The organism is Actinomadura sp. 1N219, assembly GCF_044326405.1.
GTDB lineage: Bacteria > Actinomycetota > Actinomycetes > Streptosporangiales > Streptosporangiaceae > Spirillospora.
Map to the genome: position 1 here is coordinate 192169 of NZ_JBIRAY010000004.1, position 21575 is coordinate 213743.

The window sequence follows — 21575 nt, forward strand, 5'->3', positions numbered from 1 at the left end:
CATGCCGCTCCTGTCACAGCAGCCGGCTCAGGAACGCGCGGGTCCGCTCGTGCCGGGGCGAGACGAGCACCTCGTCCGGAGGACCCATTTCGAGAATCGAGCCCTGGTCGATGAAGGCGACCCGGTCGGCGACGTCGCGCGCGAACGACATCTCGTGCGTCACCACGATCATCGTCATGCCGGTCGAGGCGAGCAGCTGCATGACGCCGAGGACCTCCTTGACGAGTTCCGGGTCGAGCGCGCTCGTCGGCTCGTCGAACAGCATCAGCTTCGGCTTCATGGCGAGGGCGCGGGCGATGGCGACCCGCTGCTGCTGCCCGCCGGAGAGCTGGCGCGGGTAGACGTCGCGCTTGGCTTCGAGGCCGACCATCTTCAGCAGTTCGTCGGCGTCGGCGACGGCCTGCTTGCGGCCGATCCGGCGGACGGCGACCGGCGCCTCGATGATGTTCTCCAGCGCCGTCATGTGCGGGAAGAGGTTGAAGTGCTGGAAGACCATTCCGATTTCGGCGCGCTGGGCGCGAATCCGTTTCGGCGGCAGTTCGCGGAGCACGGGCGCCTCGCCCGCCGCCGATCCTTTCGGCGCGTAGCCCACCAGTTCGCCGTTCACCTCGATGGTGCCCGCGTCCCAGTTCTCCAGGCGGTTGACGCACCGCAGCATGGTGCTCTTCCCCGACCCGGACGCGCCGATGAGGCACAGCACCTCGCCGGGCGCCACGTCCAGCGACAGCCCGCGCAGAACCTGGAGATCCCCGTAGCTCTTGCGCAGCCCGGAGATCCGGACCATCGGCTCGGTGTCGGCGGCGGATTCCGCGGCGGATTTCGCGACGGTCATTTTCCGCCTCCCCGAGCCTGCCCGGCCGAATTCAACCGGCCGAAGATTCTCTGCACGGACGAGACGAACGTGCGCACCGGGTTGTCCGGCTGGTTGCGCGTGGCGCCGCGTCCGTAATAGCGCTCCACGAAGTATTGGAGGAACGACAGGATCGTCGTCATGATGATGTACCAGAGCGTCGCCACGACGAGCAGCGGCACCACTTGGAAGGTGCGGTTGTAAATGAACTGCGCCGAGTAGAGCAGCTCGGTGACGGCGATGACGCTGACGATGGACGTGCCCTTGAGCGTCCCGATCAGCATGTTCCCGGCGGCCGGCACGATGCTGCGCATGGCCTGCGGCAACACGATCCGGCGGAAGATCCTCACCCGGCTGAGCCCGAGCGCGTCCCCGGCCTCGGTCTGTCCCTGGTCGACGGAAAGGATGCCGCCGCGCACGATCTCCGCGGCGTAGGCGGCCTCATGCAGGGTGAGTCCGAGGAATGCCGCCATCAGCGGGGAGATGAGCTCGTTCGACGCTCCGGAGAACAGCGCCGGGCCGAACGGGACGGACAGCGAGATGGTCGGATACAGGTAGGCGATGTTGAACCAGAGCAGCAACTGGACGAGCAGTGGAACCGATCTGAATATCCAGATGTAGAGCCACGCCAGGCCCGACAGCACCGGGTTCTTCGACATTCGCATCGCGGCGATGAACGTGCCGAGGAGCAGCCCGACCCCGGTGACGGCCAGGGTGAGCCAGATGGTCGTCCAGAGGCCCTTGCGGATTCCGCCGTCGAGGAAGAACTCGCGGACGACGTCCCATTCCAGCGCCTCGTTGGTGAGGATCGACTTGAGGACCGCGCCGGCCACGACGACGGCCAGCGCGCCGCTGACCCAGCGCCAGGGATGGCGCCGTCCGATGAGGACGGCGTTCTCCCCGGCCCGCGTTCCGGCCGCCCCGGGTTCCTTCGCGAGCCCGGCGCCGCCGCCCAATGTCTCGTGTGCCTGCGACATCAGCCGAACAGGGCCGTCTGGTCGCCGATGTTGAGCCCCGGCTGGACCATCATCTTGGTCACGCCCCAATGGTCGAACGCCTGCTTGTACCAGCCTTCGTCATGCAGTTTCTTGAGGGCCGCGAGCACCGCCGCGCTGAGTTCCTTGTCCTGCTTGGAGATGGTGATGCCGAACATCGTGTCGGCGCCCATGGGCGGCGGGACCGACTCGATCTCGTTGCCCTGCGACCGCTCGTAGACGATGTAGGTGTCGGTGGTGAGGTAGGTGTCGATCCGCCCGGACTTCAGCGCCAGCAGCATGCTGGGCACGTCCTCCAGGTAGGAGATCTTCGGGGCGTCGAGGCCGTTCTTCTTGCACATCGCGGCGACGGCGTCGCTGATGTCGATCGATCCCTTGACGGAGCCGTACACCTTTCCGCAGACGTCCTTCGTCTCGTTGATCTTCTTCGGGTTGCGCGGTGCAACGGCCAGCACATAGTTGATCTTCATGTAATCGACGAAGTCGTACTTCTGCTGGCGCTCGCGGGTGTCGGCGTTGGTGCTCCACGCCATCTGCGCGCGGCCTGAGCTGATGGCCAGCAGCTGCGCCGCCGTCGTCGGGTATATGACCCCTTCGAACTTCACGCCGAGCAGCTGCGACACCGCCGTCTGGAGGTCCGGGACGAGTCCGCTGACCGTGTCCTGCGTCCGGCCGGGCATGGTGATCGGCGGGTTGCCGGTGCTGAGCGCGACGTTCACCACGCCCGCCTGCTTCACCTTGTCCGGGAGCATGCCGTGCAGCTTCTCGTCCTTGGTGAACGCGGGCTTGAGCTGTTTCTGCTCGGCCAGGTTGACCTCGCCGCCCGCGCCGGGCGCCGAGCCGGACGGGTCGTCCTGCCCGGAGGAGCAGGCGGCGGTGAGGGCGAGGACACCCACCGCGAGCGCTGCCGTGATCCTCTGTCGGGCGGTGCCGGGGCGGGTGGTGGCGCGTCCGCGCGACGGCGCGGCGGAAGGCAGGTGCATGGTCCGGTTCCAATCTGCGGCCGGCACGGCTGACCTGCTCTGATCACCGTTTCCGGACATCTGTGGAATGAAGTTCCACAAAACATAGAGGGGTGTGCCAGGCTCTGACAAGGGTCTGTCGCGACCGAGCGCCGAAGACGCGCGAACTCGTTCATGACCTCGAATGCATCGCCCAGCAGTGTCGACGTTATGCGCCGATCCACTGTCCGATGGACGCCGCCACCCGCACATCGGACCCTACCTCTGTTTGTGGAACTAGATTCCACAAACTCTTGATTCGGCACGTGAGCGGGTGATAGGCAAGCCGGGTGACCAGCACAGAGACTTCGCCGTCCGGTGTCGCCGAACCCCCGGAACGGCCCCGCGACGCTTCGCTCGACCACCTGCTCAGCCCGCTGGCCATCGGCGGGCTGACCGTCCGGAACCGGGTGTTCAGCAGCGCGCACGGCACGGGCTTCTCGCACGGGGGCATCAACGACCGGCTGATCGCCTACCACCTGGAACGGGCGCGCGGCGGCGTCGGCCTGATCGTCCTGGAGGCGACGTCGGTCGACCCGGCCGCCGCCGTCGGCGTCTCCGCGTCGCTGACCGGGCTGCAGAACATCGACGACTCGATCGTCCCGGACTACCGGCGGATCTCCGCGGCCCTGCACGCGGAGGGGACCGCGGTGTTCGCGCTGCTGTCCCACTCCGGGCGCAACACCGTGATGGGCGTGGACGGGCAGCCGCCGCTGGCCCCGTCGCCGATCCCGATGGACCGCACCCGAGACGTCCCGCACGAGCTGGAGCGCGACGAGATCGCCGGGATCGTGCGCGCGTTCGCCGCGGCGGCGCGCCGCGTCCGGGACGGCGGCCTGGACGGGGTCGAGCTGTCGTTCGCGCACGGCAACCTCGTCCAGGAATTCCTGTCGCCGCACTCCAACCGGCGCACCGACGAGTACGGCGGCGCGGAGGAGAACCGGCTCCGCATGGCCCGCGAGGTGCTGGAGGCCACGCGCGCGGCCGTCGGACCCGACTTCCCGCTCGGCATCCGCTTCAGCCTGGACGAGGTCGTCGACGAGGGGTACCGCGCTGAGGACGGCCTGCGCTGGCTGAAGCTGATGGTCGAGTGGGGACGGCTCGACTTCGTCGACATCACGGCCGGGACCAACTCCAGCATGCGCAGCCGCGCCCACCACTACCCGACGATCACCGTCGAGCCGGGCGTGCTCGTCCCGCTGGCGCGGATGGCGAAGGCCGAGCTGGACATCCCGGTCTTCTGCGTCGGCAAGATCTTCGACCCCTGGACGGCGGACGAGATCGTCCGCACCGGCGGCGCCGACATGGTCGCGATGACCCGCGCGCAGATCGCGGAACCGGAGCTCGTGAACAAGGCCCGGGACGGCCTCGCCGCCGAGATCCGCACCTGCATCTACTGCAACGAGGGCTGTTTCAGCAGGCAGCAGCGCGTCGGCCCGATCACCTGCGTGTACAACCCGCGGGTCGGCCGGGAGTCGGACTGGGCGCCGCTGTCGGCCGCTCCCTCGTCCGCGCGCAAGCGCGTCGTCGTGGTCGGCGGCGGTCCCGCCGGGATGGAGGCGGCGCGCGTGGCGGCGAAGAAGGGCCACGACGTGACGCTGTTCGAGAGCGGCGGCGATCTCGGCGGCCAGCTCCGGCTGATCGAGCGCACGCCCCACCGAGGCGAGTACGGCACGATCCTGCGCTGGTACCGGAGCCGGTTGGACGCGCACGGCGTCGACGTCCGGCTCGGCGTGGCGGCGGACGCGGCCGCCGTACGCGCGCTGCGGCCGGACGCGGTGATCGTGGCGACCGGCTCGAGTGACGTCCCGCCCGACCTGCCCGGCGCGGACCTGCCGCACGTGTTCACCGGCAGGCAGGCGATCGAGGGCACTGCGCTCGGCGAACGGATCGTGCTCGGCGAGCGGGTCGTGCTCGGCGACTGGGACGGGCGCTGGGGCGGCCTCAGCGTCGCGGAATTCCTCGCCGACCGCGGGCACGCCGTCACGCTGGTCACCCCCGCGCCCTTCCCCGGCGTGGACGGCGACCTCATGACCTGGCACAAGTTCTACGAACGGCTGCTGCAGAAGGGCGTCGTCATGCACGCCCTCGAAAGCGTCGTCGCGGTCGAGGACGCCGGAGCGGTGGTCGAGCGCCTCGACCGCGAGCGCCGGCTGCTGGAGGCCGACGCGGTCGTGCTGTGCAGCAAGGGCGAGGCCGATCGGAGCGTGTGGCGGGAGCTGCGCGAGCACGTCGGGACGGTCGTCGCCGTCGGCGACTGCTGGGCTCCGCGCCAGCTTGAGCAGGCCATCTTCGAGGGCGCCAAGGCCGCGAGGCAGCTGTGAGGCTCTCCCTCGGACTGCGGGCGCGCAGTACCGGCCTCGGCCCGGCGCTGGACGCGGTCACCGCGACGGCCGGGCTCGGCGTGGACGGTTACTGGGCCCCCGCCACCCCCGACACCGACCCCTTCCAGGTCTCCGGCCAGGCCTGGCAGCGGGCGGCGGCGCAGGGCGCGACCGTGGAGACCGGGGTCGGCGTGCTGCCGGTGGGCGACTGGAACGTCATGTCCGCCGCCACCGCGGCGGCGACCGTGGCCACTCTGCAGGGCGGCGGGTTCCGGCTCGGCATCGGGTCCGGACGGCTCGCGAGCCCGGCGTGGCGGCGGTCGCGTGGGCTGCCGGACGACGTCCGTCCGCTGGCCGCCGTCGAGGAGTGGCTGCGCGCACTCCGTTCCCTCCTCGCCGGACGCGCGACGACCCTGCAAGGCCACTACCTGCGGCTTGAGGACGTGTCGATCGAGACGACCCCGCCGCCCGTGCCGCTCTACGTCGGCGCGGCGGGCGTCCGGATGCTGGGGCTGGCGGGACGGCTGGCCGACGGCGTCATCTGCGGCCTGCTGCGTCCGCGCGACCTGCCCGCGGTGCGGGAGATCCTCGACGCCGGACGGCGGGAGTCGGAGCTGACCGGACGCCCCCGCATCGTCCTCTCCCTCCCCGTCGTGATCGCCGACGATCCGGACGAGGCCGCAGGCACCCTGCTCGCCACGGCGCTTCCGCTCGCGCTGGGGAACCCGGCGCTGCCGTCCGGGCACGGCTTCCCGCAGCAGCTCCGGCGGCTCGGGCACGGCGCCGAACTCGACCGGCTGCGGGCGCTCCGCGACGCGGGCGCGACGGCGGCGGCGATCCGCGCCGAACTCTCCCCCGACCTCCTCGCCTCCCTCGGCGTCGCCGGGACGCTGGACGACGCCGCAGCCCGCCTCGCCGAATACGCGCAGGCCGGAGCCGACGAGCTGACCTTGACCTTCGGCGCCGCCGTCCCCGCCCCCGAGCGGATCGGCCGCCTGCTGGACCTCACCCGCGCGCGCGTCCGCGACGGCGCGCGACCCGACACCGGAAGGGGTGCACGATGAGTGACCTGTTCTTGAGCAAGGACGAGCTGCAGACCCGCCGCGGCGGCAAATGGGCCCTCGTGGGCGAGGACGTGCTGCCCGCCTGGGTCGCCGACATGGACGTCCGTGCCGCGCCGCCGGTCGCGGACGTGCTCGGCCGGCTCGTCCGCGAGTCCGACTTCGGCTACGCCTACCGGGACGGCAAGCCGCTCGGCACGGCCGTCGCCGAGGTCTTCGCCGACCGGATGCGCGCGCGGTTCGGCTGGGACGTCGACCCGGCCCGCGCCCTCGCCTGCACCGACCTGGTCCAGGCGATCTTCGACACGGTGCAGGCGTTCAGCCGTCCCGGCGACCGCGTGATCGTGCAGGGCCCGACCTACGACCCGTTCCGCGAGGGCATCGAGGACACCGGCCGCGTGATGGTCGTCGACCACATGACCAGGCGGGACGGCGGCTGGGCCCTGTACCTGGACGGGCTCCGCGAGAAGGCGCGCGACGCGTCCATGCTGATGCTGTGCAACCCGCACAACCCGACCGGACGGGTCTTCTCCCGGGACGAGCTGACCGCCGTCGCCGAGATCGCGATCGAGCACGACCTGGTGATGGTCAGCGACGAGATCTGGGCCGACTTCCTGTTCGATGACGCCCGGCACCTGCCGATGGCGAGCCTGAGCCCGGAGATCGCCGAGCGCACCGTCACCCTGTACTCGGCGGGCAAGTCGTTCAGCCTGGCGGGGCTGCGCTGCGCGGTGATCCACTTCGGTTCGGCGAAGCTGCAGGCGGACTTCCACAAGCGGTTCCCGCCCCGCATGCTCGGCGGCCTCAACGTCGCCGGCGCGGACGCCACGATCACCGCGTGGCGGCAGGCCGGCGACTGGTTCGACGCCGTCCTGCGCCAGCTGGAGACCAACCGCGACACGGTCACCGCGTTCGTCGAGGAGCTGGCGCCAGCCGTCACCGGGCACCCGCCAGAGGCGACCTACCTGTACTGGCTCGACTGCAGCGGCCTCGGCCTGGACGGGACGACGACCCCCGCGAAGTTCTTCCGCGAGTCGGCGAAGGTGCAGCTGAGCGGCGGTGAGGAGTTCGGGCCCGAGTACGCGGAGCACGTCCGGCTCAACTTCGCGACGTCGCCGGAGGTGCTCGGCGAGATCCTGGACCGGATGCGCGCGGCGATCGCGCGGCGCCGGCCGGGCGGCGCCGCGTGACCAGGCCCGCCGGGATCGCCCCGCGCGGCGCGGACGCCGTCGTGGTCGGGGCCGGGATCATCGGTCTCTTCGTGGCACTGGAGCTGGCCGGGCGCGGGCTCGGCGTCGTCGTCCTGGATCGGTCCACGCCCGGCCGGGCGGCGTCGGTGCGCAACGGCGGCGGCGTCCGGCTGCAGGGGCGCGCGATCCTGGAGATCCCGCTGGCGCGCGAGGCGCTCGACCTGTGGGACGGCCTGGACGACCGGCTCGGCGCCCCGACCGGATTCCGCCGCTGCGGGCACCTCGCCGTCGCCTACACCGCCGGCCAGCTCGAATCGCTCCACGAGCGGGCGTCCCGCGAGCGGCCACACGGAGTGAACCCGGAACCGGTGGATGCCGCGACCGTCCGCGAAATGGCGCCCGGCCTGGCGCCCACGTACACGGGCGGCGTCTTCTCCGCCCCGGACGGGATGGCCGTCCCGGAGCTGACGATGTCCGCGCTCATCGGCGCGGCCGAACGCGCCGGGGTCACGATCGTGGGCGGCGCGGCCGTCGACGGAATCGACGTCGCCGCCGGGAAGGTGACGGCCGTCCGCGCGGGCGAGCTGACGGTCGCCACCAACCTGGCCGTCAACGCAGCCGGCCCGTGGTCGCCGACGGTCGCCGCGCTGGTGGACGACTATCTGCCCGTCACGCCCAGCCGCCTGCACATGTTCCGGACCGTGCCGCTGGCCCGCTTCGCGGACGTCTGGGTGGCGAGCGCGGCGATGGACTTCAACGGCGTCCAGTGGACGGACGGCTCCGTGGTGTTCGGCGCGGCGACCCGTCCCGACCCGACCCAGTACACCTTCAGCCTGGCCCACGCGGGCGTCGCCGCCCGGCAGGCGCGCACCAAGCTCGCCGAGCTCGCCCCGGCGCTCGCCGCGGCCCCGTTCCAGGGCCGCTGGACGGGCGTCCGCGAGTTCGCCCCCGACATGATCCCGATCATCGGCCCGGGACCCGTGGACGGCTACTTCACCTGCACCGGCTTCAGCGGGCACGGGTTCGCCCTCGCCCCCGCCGTCGGACGGCACGTCGCCGGGTGGCTGGAGTCGGGGGAGCGGCCGCCGGTCCTGCGGCCCTTCGACCCCGGCCGGTTCGCGACCCCGACCGGCCCGTTCGCCCGCACGCCCGCGCCGTGGGGCGGCGCCACGACCGCGATCGCGAGCGCCGACACCCGGCTGCTGGAGTTCACGGCCGACGACGGCCCCGCCACCGCGAGCAGCGGAGTCCCCGCGGCCATGCCCGCCATCCCCCACCAGGAGACTGCATGATCACCACGTTCGACCACGTCATCGTCCTCGTGCGGGACATCGAGACCGCGGTCCGCTCGTTCGAGGACGCCGGCTTCCAGGTGACCCGCCGCGACGACGAGGGCGCGCACATCGCCGAACACCGCCTCGTCTGCTTCGCGGACGGCTCCTACCTGGAGCTCTACGCCTTCCACCGGGACGACCCGGAGGCCGCGAAGCACCGCTGGTTCAAGTACGACGAGGCGGGCGAGGGCCTCGCCGACTACTCGGTCACGACGACCGACCTGCGCGGCCTGCTCGCTCAGGCCGGCGACCGCGGTCTTCCGCACACCCCGTTCGCGGAGGGCGGCAAGCGCCGCGCCGACGGGCCGGAGTGGACCCTGCGGATGTCGGCGCTCGGCATCGGCGCCGGACGGCCGGAGCTGCCCTTCGTCCTGGAGGACGTGACGCCGCGCGAGATCCGGGTGCCGCGCACCGACCCGCACCGCAACGGCGCCACGGCCATCGCCGCGGTGACCATCCTCACCGACGACCCGGACGCCGCCGCGTCCGGCCTGGCCCTGCTCACCGGGTGCGACACCCCACGCCGCGAATCGCATCCCGAGGGGCAGTCGACCGTCTACTCGTTCGGGGAGCGCTCGATCGCGCTGCTCGAACCTCGGGAGGGCACCGAGGCCGCAGCTCGGCTGGCGGCGGTCGGTCCGGTCGTCCACGAGGTGACGCTCGCCGTCGGCGCGCTCGACGCCACCACCCCGTCCGCCCACACCACGGCGCTCGACCCGGCCCAGATCCATGGGGTCCGGCTCGTCCTGGCCGGAGCGGCCGGCGCGGCTGGCGCGGCCGCAACCCGTTCCTGACCCGAAGCGCGAATCCCCGAGGAGGATCACATGGCAGCCACCGCATCCGCACAAACCCGCACGACCGGAATACCCGGCCGGTTCATCCTTTCCGCAGAGGGCCGTCACCTCGTCGTCGACGCCAGCGCCGCGACCGGGGGCGTCGCCGAGGCGTTCGTCGCGCAGGAACTGCTCGTCGGCGCACTCGCCACCTGCGCGCAGGCCGTCATCTCGCTGAAGGCGGACGAAATGGGCCTGACGCTGCGAGGCGTCACCGTCGACGTCGAGTCCAGCCGCGACCCCGACGTGCGTCCGCCGGTCTATGACGGCTTCACCATGGACTTCGAGATCAGCGGGGCGTCGCAGGATGACGCGGAGACGCTGGTGACGTTCTTCCAGGAGAACTGCCCGATCTACCACACGCTGGCCTCCGCGGCACCGATGAAGGTGACGATCCGCGCCGTCGCCTGAGCAGGGTGTCCGAGGGCCCGGCCGTCCGCCACCGGACGGCCGGGCCCGCCCGAGTGGAGAGTGAGAAGATGCCCGCCGACCAGCCGTTCCGCTCGCACAGCTCGCACTGGGGCCCGTACCAGGCCCGGATCGGGGACACCGGCCTGGAAGTGCGCCCCGACCCCGGAGACCTCGACCCGTCGGCGCTGCTCGGCAACATCGCGGGCAGCGTCCACCACTCGACACGAGTGACCCGGCCGATGGTGCGCACGGGATGGCTGGAGCACGGGCCGGGCCCGGCGCGTCGCGGCGACGGCGGATTCACACCGGTGAGCTGGGACGATGCGTTCGACCTGCTCTCGGCGGAGCTGCGCCGGGTGACGGCGGAGCACGGCAACCACGCGATCTTCGGCGGCTCGTACGGATGGTCGTCGGCCGGACGCTTCCACCACGCGCAGAGCCAGGTCCACCGCTTCCTGAACTGCATCGGCGGCTACGTCCGTTCAGTCGGGACCTACAGCGCCGGGACGGCGGAGACCTTCTTCCCGCACGTCGTGGCCCCGGCCGAGGAGATCGCCCGCCTGTGGCACACGTGGGAGGCCATCACCGGAAACGCCGAACTGGTGCTGGCATTCGGCGGGATGCCCCTGAAGAACACCTTCGTGGCGAGCGGGGGCATCGCCGAGCACCGCGTCCGGTCCGCGCTGGACGAGCTGCACCGCAACGGCGGGCAGGTCGTCAACATCAGCCCGCTGCGGGACGACTACCCGCCCGAGTTCGCCGCCACGTGGGTGCCGCTGCGTCCGTTCGGGGACGTCCCGCTCATGCTGGCGATGTGCCACGTCCTCGTGACGGAGGGCCTGCACGACCAGGAGTTCCTCGACCGCTGCACGGTCGGCTTCGAGGAGTTCGCCGGCTACCTGCTCGGGCGGGACGGCGAGCCGCCGAAGTCACCGGAATGGGCGAGTCCGCTGTGCGGCGTCCCGGCCGAGCAGATCACCGCGCTCGCCCGCCGCGCCGCGGGCGCCCGGACCCTGGTGAACGTCACCCATTCCCTTCAACGCGCCCAGCACGGCGAGCAGCCATTGTGGGCGGCGCTGTCCCTGGCCTGCCTACTCGGCGATATCGGACGGCCCGGTCTGGGCCTCGCCTATTCGCTCGGCTCGATGGGCAACAACGGCAGTCCGCCGATGTCCGTGCCGATCCCGGCCGTTCCGCAAGGCCACAACGCCGTCGACGAATTCATCCCCGTAGCGCGCATCGCCGACATGCTGCTCAACCCCGGTCAGCCCTACGACTTCAACGGCCAGCGGCGCGACTACCCCGACATCCGTCTCGTCTACTGGGCGGGCGGGAATCCGTTCCATCACCATCAGGATCTGTTCCGGCTGCGTGAGGCGTTCGGCCGTCCGGACACGATCGTGGTGCACGAGCAGTACTGGACGTCGATGGCCCGGCACGCGGACATCGTCCTGCCTGCGACGTTGTCGCTGGAGCGGCACGACATCGGCGCCGGACGCCACGACCGGCGGCTCATGGCGATGCACCAGGTGCTGGAACCGCACGGCGAGGCCCGCGACGACTACGCCGTCTTCTCCGGCCTGGCCGAACGGCTAGGAGTGCTCGACGCCTTCACCGAAGGCAGGTCCGCAGCGGAATGGGTCGAGACGCTCTATCGGGAATTCGCCGACGCGCTGCGCCAGGCGGGCCATGACGCACCGTCCTACGAGGAATTCTGGCAGCAGGGCGGCGCGACGATTCCGCCGCAGCAGCGCGACGAGCTTCCCATGCAGGCATTCCGCCGCGACCCGGACGCCTTCCCCCTGCGGACGCCGAGCGGCCGCATAGAAATCCATTCGGCCACGATCGCGTCGTTCGGCTACGCCGACTGCGGCGGCCATCCGCGCTGGCTGGAGCCGTCCGAGCGCGTCACCGACGAGCAGCTCGAACAGGGCTTCCTCCAGCTCGTGGCCAACAACCCGGCGACCCGGCTGCACGGGCAGCTCGACGTCGGCGCCACTAGCCAGAACGGCAAGGTCTCCGGCCGCGAGCCCGCGCGGCTGAACCCGGCCGACGCCGCCCGCCGCGGCATCCGGGACGGCGACGTCGTCCGGATCCACAACGAGCGCGGCGCCTGCCTGGCCGGGGCGGCGCTGTCGGACGACGTCGTCCCGGGCGTCGTCCAACTCTCCACAGGCGCCTGGTTCGACCCGATCACCATCGACGGCGTCAACACGTGCGTGCACGGCAACCCGAACGCGGTGACGATCGACGCCGGAACATCGAGCCTGACGCAGGGCTGCAGCGGCCAGCTAGCCCGCGTCCAAGTCGAGCGGTTCGACGGCGAAGCGCCGGAAGTGACCGTCACGACCAGCACCCCCGAGCCCGCCCGCCCCCAGGCTTAGTCGTCCTTCTCGGGGAACACCGCGAGCCAGGTGCGGATACCTCCGTCAAGGTTCCGCACCCGGACACCGTGACCGGCGAGGATGCGCGCGGCCGTGTGCCCGCGCTGCCCGACCGCGCAGTGCACGATCGCCTCGCGTCCGATCTCGCCGATCCGGTCGCGCAGCTCGTCGACCGGGATGTTGACGGCGCCCGGAATGCGGTTCGCGGCGTGCTCGCCCGCGGTGCGCACGTCCACGAGCTGCGCGCCCGCGGCCACGGCCGCGTCCAGCGCGTGCCACTGCACGGTGCCGGCCACCCCGTCGCGGAGGTTCTCCGCGATGAACCCGAGCATGTTGACGGGGTCCTTCGCCGACCCGAACTGCGGCGCGTACGCCAGCTCCAGGTCAGCGAGCCCGCTCGCGGTCACACCCGCCGACATGGCCGTGGCAACCACGTCGATGCGCTTGTCGACGCCTTCGCCGCCGATGCCCTGCACGCCGAGGATCGCGTCGTCGTCCGGGTCGACGCACAGCTTCAGCGACATCGGCTGCGCGCCCGGGTAGTAGCCGGCATGGCTCGCGGGATGCGTGTGAACGACGCGAGGATCCGCCCCGGCCCGGCGAAGCTGCGCCTCCGACCGTCCTGACGACGCGACGACGACGTCGAACACCCGCAGCACCGCCGTGCCGAGCGTCGGCCGGAGACCCGCGTCGCGTCCCGCGATGACGTCCGCGACGAGCCGCCCCTGCCGGTTCGCGGTGTTGGCGAGCGGCGCGAGCAGCTCACCGCCGCGCCGGTCCCGCTTCACGACCGCGTCACCAACAGCGAAAACATGCGGAAGGCTGGTGCGCTGCCGCTCGTCGACAACGATCGCGCGCCGCGCACCGAGTTCCGCGCCGGCCTCCGCCGCGAGCTCCGACTCCGGCGTGACCCCAATGGCGAGGACGACCACGTCCGCCGCGACACGGGACCCATCGGGCAAGGCGACGCCCGCGCCGTCGACGCCCGTCACCGCGGTCTCCAGCATCAGCCGCACGCCGTTGCGCCGCAGCTCGCGCTCGACCGGCCGCGCCATCTCCACGTCCAGATGCCCGAGGACCTGCGCGGACGCCTCGACCAGGGTCACGTCGAGACCGCGCCGCACCAGGTTCTCCGTCGTCTCCAGGCCGATGAACCCGCCGCCGACGACCACGGCGCTGTGCGCGCCCGCGTCGAGGTCTTTGAGCAGGCCGTCCATGTCGGGGATGTCCCGCAGCGTGTGGGCCCGCTCGATGCCAGGCACGTCCGGGACGATCGGACGCGCCCCGGTGCTCAGCACCAGTTCGTCGTACGGCTCGCGGTAGGTTCCGCCCCCGTGCAGGTCGCGGACCTCCACGACGCGTCCGTCCGGGTCGATGGAGAGGGCCTCCTGCCCGGTCCGCACATCGAGGTTGAAGCGCCGCCGCAGCGACTCCGGCGTGTGCGGCAGCACGTCGTCCCGGCCGGGGATGACCCCGCCCACCACGTACGGAAGCCCGCAGTTGGCGAACGAGACGTGCTCGCCCCGCTCGATGACGACGATCTCCACGCTCTCGTCAAGCCTGCGCAACCGGGTCGCAGCCGACATCCCACCGGCCACACCCCCCACGATCACGACCTTCTTCACCTCAGCCACGCCCCCACCCTACGCCTTTTGTGGAACTAGATTCCACAAAGGACGCAGGGTTTCGGCCTCCTACGGGATCGGCTCAAGGACGTAGGTTCCCGTTCCGTCCGCCTTGCCCGTGCTGTACTGCCGCATGGTCTCGTTGTCGGTGATGCGCTCCTGGCCGATCATGAATCCGCTCATCTTGTTCTGCAGGCCGACGAGGTTCGAGCCGGGCACGTCCTGGTAGAGGTAGAACCGCTGGCCATCGTCGACGGTCCGGCATCCTTCCTCGACGAACCGGGCGCTCTCCGCGGGCGCGTCCGCGGCCTTCAAGGTCAGGCACTTCTTGCTCTGGCGGGTGAGGAAGACGTGCTCGACCATGCCGTCCGTGGTCGGCCCCTGGCAGACCTGCCACTGCGCCCTGGTGGACTTCGCCCAGGCATGCAGCCGGAACTCGGCGGTGCCATCGGCGTTCCACCAGAACAGCAGACGATCGGGAGTGGCGATCCGGTAGTAGCCCGCCAAACAGGTGAAACCCGGCGGCAGCGCCGCGGGCGCCGCAACGCGGTCGCCCGGAGCCTTATCGACCGGGGCGGACGACGGCTGAGGCGCCTTCGCCGGGGCGCCTGTGCAGCCCAAAACCTTCTGGGCTTTGCTCATGATGCTGCCGGCGGGCACGCTGTCCTCACATCGGACGGCCCCCTCCTCGATCGTGGAGAAGGTCGTGTACGTACCGCCCGGACGCTCGACCCACCGAGTGGCGAACCGGCCGCCGCCCAGGTCGACCCGGCCGCAGTTGAGGCTGCCGTAGACGCCGGTGACCTTGCTCGTCCCCTGGTAGAGGCCGTAGTAGCCGGGTTTGAGGAAGTTCCAGGTGATGGTCTGGGACTGGGCGTTGGTGGTGGCGGTGGACTTTCTCACCGTCCGGTTGACGAACGCCTCGACCTTGAACAGGGCCCCGATGCTGAACCCGCTGCTGATCTGGGTCGTGTTCCCGACCTCGACCGCGATCACGGTCTGGGTGCTCATCGTGACGCTCTGAGTGCCGGTCGAGCCGTCGGTGATGTAGAACCCCTTGAAATGGGTGATGGTGGGGTCGGTCACCGCACTCTTGACGAACGGATGTCTTTTCCCCAGATCGGCGGCCGTACAGGCGTCGCCCGCCTTGGGATCCTCGGCCGCCGCGGCCGATCCGACGGCCGCGTTCACGGCCATGAACGTCGATCCGGCCACCAGCGGAAGCACCAGGCCGTGCACGATCATCCTGATCTTTACCATGAGGTAACTCCTGAGTGCGGGATCACAGTCAGGAGCACATTCACACGATTCGCCGCACACGACGAGACCCACGCTCAGGCCAGATGCGGCCTACCCTTCATCGCCTGTACTCCACAGCCAGCCAAATCCACGCAATTTGCCCGAAGAACAGGTGATCCGTTGGCAGCATCAGCCTCTGGCCCGGACTAGGGGACGCCTACGGGAGCGAAAAGCGGTTTCCCCGTTACGGTCGAGAACCTCGTTCGACTTATCCAATTCCCTGCCATGCATGATCCGTCCGACCGAGAGCAAGATCGTCTCCTGGCTGCAGCCTAATGGGCCCCGCCGGGCGGAATTCACTCCATGCCAACCGGAACGGTTCGGGGCTTCGAGCGGGATGAGTCCCGCTTTGCGAATCGCGGCGGCCAGATCGGCGGTCATGGCGTCCTCGGGCGGAGTCCTACGCACGCCGCTGGACGGCATGAACTCGGGGAACCACGTGTCGTCCCCTGACGCTTCGTCGTTAGCGCACCAGCGGCGTAAGCGCTCGGTGCTCGTCGCCACCTGGCGGGCTGTCTCATGCGTGGTTCTCGATGCGGGTGTCGCCGAAGATGACGCGGCGTGGCATGGGGCGGGCCAGGAATTCGTGGGGGAAGCCGAGTTCGATCGCGCTGGCCTTGTCCAGGTCGGCGAGGTGGCCTTCGGCGAAGCGGACGTCCAGCGCACCGAGGTTGTCGTCGAGCTGGTCGAGCGTGCGGGCACCGATGATCGGCGCTGTGACCGCCGGGTTGAGCAGGGTCCAGGCGAGCGCGACCTGTGAGGGGGTTCGTCCCATCTCAGCGGCGACGTCCCGCACCACATCGGCGATGGCCAGGCCGCGCTCGGTCAGCGATCCGTTGGCGGCCGCGACGTTCCTGCGCGTTCCCTCCGGATTGTCCGTGCCGCCCTCGTGATTCAGGTCGGCGCGGGTGTACTTGCCCGTCAGCACACCGCTCGCCAGGGGCGACCACGGGACAACGCCCAGGCCCAGCTCGCGTGCCATGGGGATGAGGTCGCGTTCGGTGGTCCGCTCGACGAGGCTGTACTCGACCTGGAGGGCGACAAGCGGCGCCCACCCGCGCAGGTCCGTGATCGTCTGCATGCGGGAGATCTGCCAGGCCGGGGTGTCGGAGATGCCGAGGTAGAGGACCTTGCCCGCCCGGACGAGGTCGTCCAGTCCCCGCAGCACCTCCTCGACCGGGGTCGTGCCGTCCCAGACGTGCAGGTGGAGCAGGTCGATGTAGTCGGTGTCCAGGCGGCGCAGGCTCTCCTCGACCGAGGCGACCAGGCTCTTGCGGTGGTTGCCGCCCGAGTTCGGGTCGTCCGGACGCCTGGCCATGCTGTACTTGGTGGCCAGTACCAGGCGTTCTCGCCTCTCGCGGGCGAATTCGCCGAGCAGGCGCTCGGCGGTGCCGCCGGTGTACTGGCTGGCGGTGTCGATGAAGTTCCCGCCCCGATCGACATAGGCGTCGAAGATGCGGCGCGCCTCGTCCTTGTCGGCGCCCCAGCCCCAGTCGGTCCCGAACGTCATCGTGCCCAACGACAGCGGTGAGACGCGCAGGCCGGAGCGTCCCAGCAGACGATAGGTGTCGAGTTCCACGGTTTCTCCTCATGTCGTGGTGCCGGGTCCAGGCTGCGGCAGTGGTGGTGACGGCGGCCAGGGAAGGGTTTTCCTGGGATCGGCTCTCCCACCCGCGGTCGTAGGATCGAGGCGATGGACACCACCCGGGAAATGGCGGCATTCTTACGTGCCCGCCGGGAACGTCTCGCTCCGGCCGATGTCGGCCTGCCCGCGTCCGAGCGGCCCCGGCGCACGCCCGGCCTGCGCCGTGAGGAGGTCGCCGAGCTCGCGGGCGTCAGCGTCGACTATGTGGTCCGCCTGGAGCAGGGCCGGGGGCTGCGCCCTTCCCCGAGCGTGCTGGACGCGCTCGCCCGCGTCCTGCGGCTGAGCGATGACGAGCGCGGCTACCTGTTCGATCTGGCCGGGCAGCGGCCGGCGGCCCGGCCGGTCGGCGCCGGTCGGGCGGCGAGCTCTCTCGCGCGGCTGGTCGAAGATCTGTCACCGCTACCCGCGATGCTGCTCGACCACCGGTTCGACATCCTCGCCTGGAACCGCGAGATGGCCGCGTTGATGCTCGACTTCGGCGAACTGCCCGCTGACCAGCGCAATTCGATTTGGCTGTGCATCGTCCATCCCGCGATGCGCGATTTCTACCGCGACCGTGAACAGGTGATCCGCGAGGGCATCGCCGACCTGCGCGCCTCGTGCGCCGCCCACCCCGATGACGGCGCGCTCGCCGACCTGGTCGCGGCGCTGACCTCGGGCAGCGAGGAGTTCGTCCGGCTGTGGGCGCAGCGCGACGTCAGGGTGAACGGGCGGGGGCACAAGCGCCTGCAGCACCCGAAGGCGGGACCGCTCACCGTCGAGTTCGAGGTGCTCGCCCCGTTGCAGGACCCGCACCAGCGGCTCGTCGTCTACCGGGCCTCCGACCCCGCCTCGCAGGCCGCCCTCGACACCATCACACGCGAACCGCACACATTGCAGACCGCCTGACCCCAGTCCGGATTCGGCCCGAGGGAATTCCGAGAGGCGGGCGACGTAGCATCATCCCTCCCGATTCGGAGTATTCGGGCCGACTCGGAGTGTCGGCATCCCAGGGGCAGGGGCAGGGTGGCTGAGTTCAACTTCCCAGAGTTCCTTGAGTCGACGGTCGAACGTCTCCTGCGCACGGATCCCGAACTGCGATATGGCAGAGATTTCGAAGCCGATATCATTGCCACCGTCCGCGCCCGTGAGAGGGAAATAAAGGATCCGGTCGCGGCGGAGCTGGAAAAGCTCCGGTGGAGCCAGGTCCTTCGCGCGACGCCGGTAATACCGTATCTCACAGCCGCCACCGTGGCGGTCGGGGCCTTGGTGGCCTCAATCGTCTTCTACAAAAGCATCCGCTCCTGGGGCGTCTTGGCCATATTCTTCTCTACGACAACGACCATTGTCTGTTGCGCGCAGATCCTGAACAGCTTCGTTGCGGCGCAGAAGGTGGCTCGGCAGCGGGTGAAGCGGGCCGCCCTTCCACAGCTCCAATCCGTCATCCGGGAAGTGATCAATGAGCAGGAGAGATCCGATCGCCGCTGGTCCAGCAGGCTGGAGACGGACATCGCCCCGGCCCTGGTCGAACTCGACGGGCTGGACACGGTCTCCTCGCGCAGCTACCGGCGCATCTACTCGTTCATAACCGATCACGCGTCCTCGGCCGTCGGGGTGGCGGGGCCGCGCGGCTCGGGGAAGTCGACGCTCATGTGGCAGCTCATGGCGGACGACAAGCTGGGGGCACGTATTCACGGGCTCCCGATCGGGGACGAGTCCTATCGGACGGTTCGGGTCTCCGCTCCGGTCTACTACAGCCCGGCGGAGTTCACCCGGATCATTCACAGCGAACTCGCGCACTCGGGTCTGAAGCCGGCCGCACGCGACCCAAGGCGCCTGAGAATCGGCGAACCGATTCAAGGAAGGCTGGAGCGAATCGGGCGGCGAGTCGGCTACGCCGTCCTCCTGATCGTCGCGATGTTGATCTGGTATTGGGAGCGGGATTCCCGAAGCCTCTCTGACACCCCGAACAAGTTCGGATTCGGCTGGCTGGGCTTTCTTGCTCTGGTTTTCCTGGTTCTGGTTGCGGGCTGGGGGCTGAGCTCGATCTGGCGGCTGTTCGTCGGCCGAGTCCGGCTTGGCCGTCCGAACACGTTGGCGGGGCTGTGCAAGCGGGAGGTCGAGTTGCTCAAATGGTCGACCACCGTGGAGTCGACCGCCAGTGCGGCCCTGCGCCTGGGACGGTCCGGTGCCGAGGGCGTGGAGAAGCTGACCCGCAACGAACGCGAGGTGACGCATGCCGAGTCGGTGCAGGCACTGCGGCAGTTCATCGATCAGTTCGTCCACCTCAGTGGCATGTCGGTCGTCATCTGCGTGGACGAGCTGGACAAGATGCCCGACCCCGACAAGGCCGTCGAGGCGATCAACGGCATCAAGGATCTGTTCCACATCCCCGGCGCGCACTTCTTGCTCTCGGTGTCCACCGATGCCCTCCACAGCTTCGCCGCTCGCGGAGTCCCGGTCCGGGACGTCTTCGACTCGTCCTTCGACACGATCGTCCGGATCTCGCCGCTGAACTTCGACGAGTCACAGAAACTGCTGTCGCGACGTGCGACCAGATTCTCGGCTGTATTCGCGCTGTTCTGTCATGCCTGGTCGGGGGGCCTGGCGCGGGACGTCATCCGAACGGCCAGGTCATGCGTGGAACACGCCAAGGAGGGCGAGCGCAGCGTCAGTGTGCTGAGCGACAAGGTCTTGCGGCTGGACGTCTCCGAAGTGGTCAGGGCCGCGGTCGAGAAGCTGCGCGAAGAAGCAGACGACTCCGCGGAGAGGGTTCTGGAGGAAGTGCTCACTCTGCAGGATCTTCTGGAATCCGACCCCGGAATGTTCTATGAGATCGCCGAGACTGCGGTCGGCCAGGGCATGGATGCCCTGCCAGATGAATTCTGACCCGTGTCCGAGGCACAACGTGTGGCGGCCGCCCTGGGACCCTATGTCAGGATCGCCGGTCTGTGCGGAAAACTGTTCGCTCAACCCTACGCACACGACAGATGGCAGAGCGCGGAGGTCCTCGCCGCGGTCGAATCCCTGGCGGAGGCGCGGGCCTCGTTCGGCGGCCATCCGAGGCAGGTCGCCAAGAAGATCGACATCGCGGACGCCGCCCTGTCGGCGCTGATCGGCAACTGACCACCTGGGTTCCTGTGACCGGCCCTGGTCTGTTAGACATCTGCCACATGGAACAACGGACCGTGCGCTGCTACCGCTATCTGTTGATCATGACCGCTCTGGTGGCGTTCCTTTCCGTGAGCACCGGCCTGCTCGGACGAGCCCTGCTGCGAGGTCTGCCGTACCTGCAGACGCTCGGCGCGATCATCCTTCTGGCCGTCCTCATCGCGTCCCTAGTGACGGCCGTCGCCGCCCTGCGCGGCCGCGCGATCGTCGACGACCAGGGCGTCACGATCGTCGGCGCATGGCGACGCTGGCGCTACGCCTGGGACGACGTCACCGAGATCACCCTGCACGCATCGCTCCGCTACTGGGAGGTGTACCTGCGCACGCCCGACGCCGAACGCCGGGTCTTCTTCTATCCCGTGGGAATGTTCGCACCTCCGGCCAACGGGGAACGCCACACCACGCCCCCGCCCTACACCCCGCCCGGCCTGGCAACGCTCTACGCACGCCTGACCGAGCACCGCGGCTGATACTCGGCGGGGGCGCGGCTAAAAGGGAATGACCTGCGGCTGGATAGTCAGCAGGATGGGCTGATGCTCGTCGATCACTTCCCTCTCCTCGGGTTGCGGCTGCGGACGCCGCGGCTCGAACTGAGATTGCCAGCGCCCGAAGAGCTCGCCGACCTGGCCGAAGTGGCGGCGGCTGGCATCCACGCCCCCGAGGCGATGCCGTTCCTGGTCCCATGGACTGACCGGCCGACCGCCGAGATCGCGCGGGGAGTCGTCCAATATCACTGGTCGAAACTGGGGAATTGGGCGCCGCACGACTGGTCTCTCAACCTTGCGGTCTTTCACAACGGCTCGGTCGCCGGAGTCCAGGAAATCAGTGCGCGCGACCTGGCGATCACCCGCCAGGTAGCCACCGGGTCATGGCTCGGACGGCGGTACCAGGGCCAAGGGATCGGCACCGAGATGCGGGCCGCCGTGCTGCATCTGGCTTTCGCCGGACTCGGCGCGCAAGAGGCCGTGTCCAGCGCGTTCGCCGACAACCCGGCCTCCCACGCCGTCTCACGCAAGCTCGGATACCAGCCCAACGGCGTCGACCGCCGCGTCGTCCGTGGCGCCCTCACCATCGACCACCGCCTGCTCCTGACCCGTACCGCCTGGGAACATCACCGCACCGTCCCCGTCACCATCGACGGCCTCACACCATGCCTGCCGCTATTCGGGCTAGACCAGACGCGACCTTGAGATCAGTCGCTCGTGATCTTGTGGAGAAGCGTGAGGACGGCGACCGGCGGCCAGCAGCAGGGGCGGGACGAGACCGACGACCAAGAAAGGGTGGCCGCCATGGCCACCGAGACGATCTTCCCCGAGTACCGCCGGACGGCTGGCGATCGCGGGCATCGGCGGCGCCGTACTCGGACGTCTGGTGTTCATCGCCGTCGACGTCCACGCCCTGGCCCTGGGCAACGACGACACACCGCTCCTGCCCCGCCGCAGCGATGGTGACCGCGGTGAGCATGATCCTGGT

Annotated in this window: 18 protein-coding genes; 12 read left to right on the plus strand and 6 right to left on the minus strand. The window is 69.9% G+C overall.

What is annotated here, in order from left to right; all coding sequences use genetic code 11:
• Positions 1-13: 13 nt before the first annotated feature.
• The 3 genes from ACH35V_RS15700 to ACH35V_RS15710 are packed head-to-tail and all read right to left on the minus strand — an operon-like array spanning position 14 to position 2828.
• Positions 14-832, minus strand: a complete 819-nt coding sequence (locus ACH35V_RS15700; protein WP_395972983.1) for an amino acid ABC transporter ATP-binding protein — start codon at positions 830-832, stop codon at positions 14-16.
• Entirely contained in the window at positions 829-1827 is a 999-nt protein-coding gene (locus tag ACH35V_RS15705; RefSeq protein WP_395972985.1) for an amino acid ABC transporter permease, read from the minus strand. The genes ACH35V_RS15700 and ACH35V_RS15705 overlap by 4 nt, the downstream gene beginning before the upstream one ends.
• Positions 1827-2828 (minus strand): transporter substrate-binding domain-containing protein, encoded by a 1002-nt coding sequence (locus ACH35V_RS15710; RefSeq protein WP_395972987.1) that lies wholly within the window; start codon positions 2826-2828, stop codon positions 1827-1829. Before ACH35V_RS15710 ends, ACH35V_RS15705 begins: the two co-directional genes overlap by 1 nt.
• 308 nt (positions 2829-3136) lie before the next feature.
• Between ACH35V_RS15710 and ACH35V_RS15715 the strand changes: the two genes are divergently transcribed.
• From ACH35V_RS15715 to ACH35V_RS15745, 7 genes are all read left to right on the plus strand, one after another.
• Complete coding sequence (locus ACH35V_RS15715) at positions 3137-5170, plus strand: FAD-dependent oxidoreductase (RefSeq protein WP_395972989.1); 2034 nt, start codon at positions 3137-3139, stop codon at positions 5168-5170.
• Entirely contained in the window at positions 5167-6234 is a 1068-nt protein-coding gene (locus ACH35V_RS15720) for an LLM class flavin-dependent oxidoreductase (protein WP_395972991.1), read from the plus strand. Before ACH35V_RS15715 ends, ACH35V_RS15720 begins: the two co-directional genes overlap by 4 nt.
• Positions 6231-7421: a MalY/PatB family protein gene (locus tag ACH35V_RS15725; protein ID WP_395972992.1), complete on the plus strand. Its 1191-nt coding sequence runs from the start codon at positions 6231-6233 to the stop codon at positions 7419-7421. The genes ACH35V_RS15720 and ACH35V_RS15725 overlap by 4 nt, the downstream gene beginning before the upstream one ends.
• A complete protein-coding gene (locus tag ACH35V_RS15730) occupies positions 7418-8713 on the plus strand; it encodes an NAD(P)/FAD-dependent oxidoreductase (RefSeq protein ID WP_395972994.1) in 1296 nt (431 codons plus the stop codon). Before ACH35V_RS15725 ends, ACH35V_RS15730 begins: the two co-directional genes overlap by 4 nt.
• Positions 8710-9549 carry a VOC family protein gene (locus ACH35V_RS15735; RefSeq protein ID WP_395972995.1) on the plus strand — a complete coding sequence of 280 codons (840 nt, stop codon included), beginning with the start codon at positions 8710-8712 and terminating at the stop codon, positions 9547-9549. The genes ACH35V_RS15730 and ACH35V_RS15735 overlap by 4 nt, the downstream gene beginning before the upstream one ends.
• Positions 9550-9579: 30 nt before the next feature.
• Positions 9580-9999 (plus strand): OsmC family protein, encoded by a 420-nt coding sequence (locus ACH35V_RS15740; protein ID WP_395972997.1) that lies wholly within the window; start codon positions 9580-9582, stop codon positions 9997-9999.
• A gap of 68 nt (positions 10000-10067) precedes the next feature.
• The gene (locus tag ACH35V_RS15745) at positions 10068-12383 is read left to right on the plus strand and encodes a molybdopterin-dependent oxidoreductase (protein WP_395972999.1); all 2316 of its coding nucleotides are present in this window, start codon (positions 10068-10070) and stop codon (positions 12381-12383) included.
• Here the strand turns inward: ACH35V_RS15745 and ACH35V_RS15750 are convergent.
• The 3 genes from ACH35V_RS15750 to ACH35V_RS15760 all read right to left on the minus strand — a co-directional run bounded on the left by ACH35V_RS15750 (position 12380) and on the right by ACH35V_RS15760 (position 16886).
• The gene (locus ACH35V_RS15750) at positions 12380-14017 is read right to left on the minus strand and encodes an FAD-dependent oxidoreductase (RefSeq protein ID WP_395973001.1); all 1638 of its coding nucleotides are present in this window, start codon (positions 14015-14017) and stop codon (positions 12380-12382) included. The genes ACH35V_RS15745 and ACH35V_RS15750 overlap by 4 nt on opposite strands.
• Positions 14018-14077: 60 nt before the next feature.
• Positions 14078-15268, minus strand: a complete 1191-nt coding sequence (locus ACH35V_RS15755) for a hypothetical protein (RefSeq protein WP_395973003.1) — start codon at positions 15266-15268, stop codon at positions 14078-14080.
• Between the two features lie 556 nt (positions 15269-15824).
• On the minus strand, positions 15825-16886 hold the full coding sequence (locus ACH35V_RS15760) for an aldo/keto reductase (protein ID WP_395973005.1): 1062 nt from the start codon (positions 16884-16886) through the stop codon (positions 15825-15827).
• A 114-nt stretch (positions 16887-17000) separates the two neighbouring features.
• Here ACH35V_RS15760 and ACH35V_RS15765 point away from each other — a divergent pair, with 114 nt between their 5' ends.
• From ACH35V_RS15765 to ACH35V_RS15785, 5 genes are all read left to right on the plus strand, one after another.
• Positions 17001-17840, plus strand: a complete 840-nt coding sequence (locus ACH35V_RS15765) for a helix-turn-helix transcriptional regulator (protein ID WP_395973006.1) — start codon at positions 17001-17003, stop codon at positions 17838-17840.
• Between the two features lie 117 nt (positions 17841-17957).
• The gene (locus ACH35V_RS15770) at positions 17958-19820 is read left to right on the plus strand and encodes a P-loop NTPase fold protein (protein ID WP_395973008.1); all 1863 of its coding nucleotides are present in this window, start codon (positions 17958-17960) and stop codon (positions 19818-19820) included.
• Between the two features lie 3 nt (positions 19821-19823).
• On the plus strand, positions 19824-20057 hold the full coding sequence (locus ACH35V_RS15775; protein WP_395973010.1) for a hypothetical protein: 234 nt from the start codon (positions 19824-19826) through the stop codon (positions 20055-20057).
• 47 nt (positions 20058-20104) lie between these two features.
• Positions 20105-20572, plus strand: coding sequence for a hypothetical protein (locus ACH35V_RS15780; protein WP_395973011.1), 468 nt, complete (start codon positions 20105-20107; stop codon positions 20570-20572).
• 63 nt (positions 20573-20635) lie between these two features.
• Positions 20636-21292: a GNAT family N-acetyltransferase gene (locus ACH35V_RS15785; RefSeq protein ID WP_395973012.1), complete on the plus strand. Its 657-nt coding sequence runs from the start codon at positions 20636-20638 to the stop codon at positions 21290-21292.
• Positions 21293-21575 lie beyond the last annotated feature (283 nt).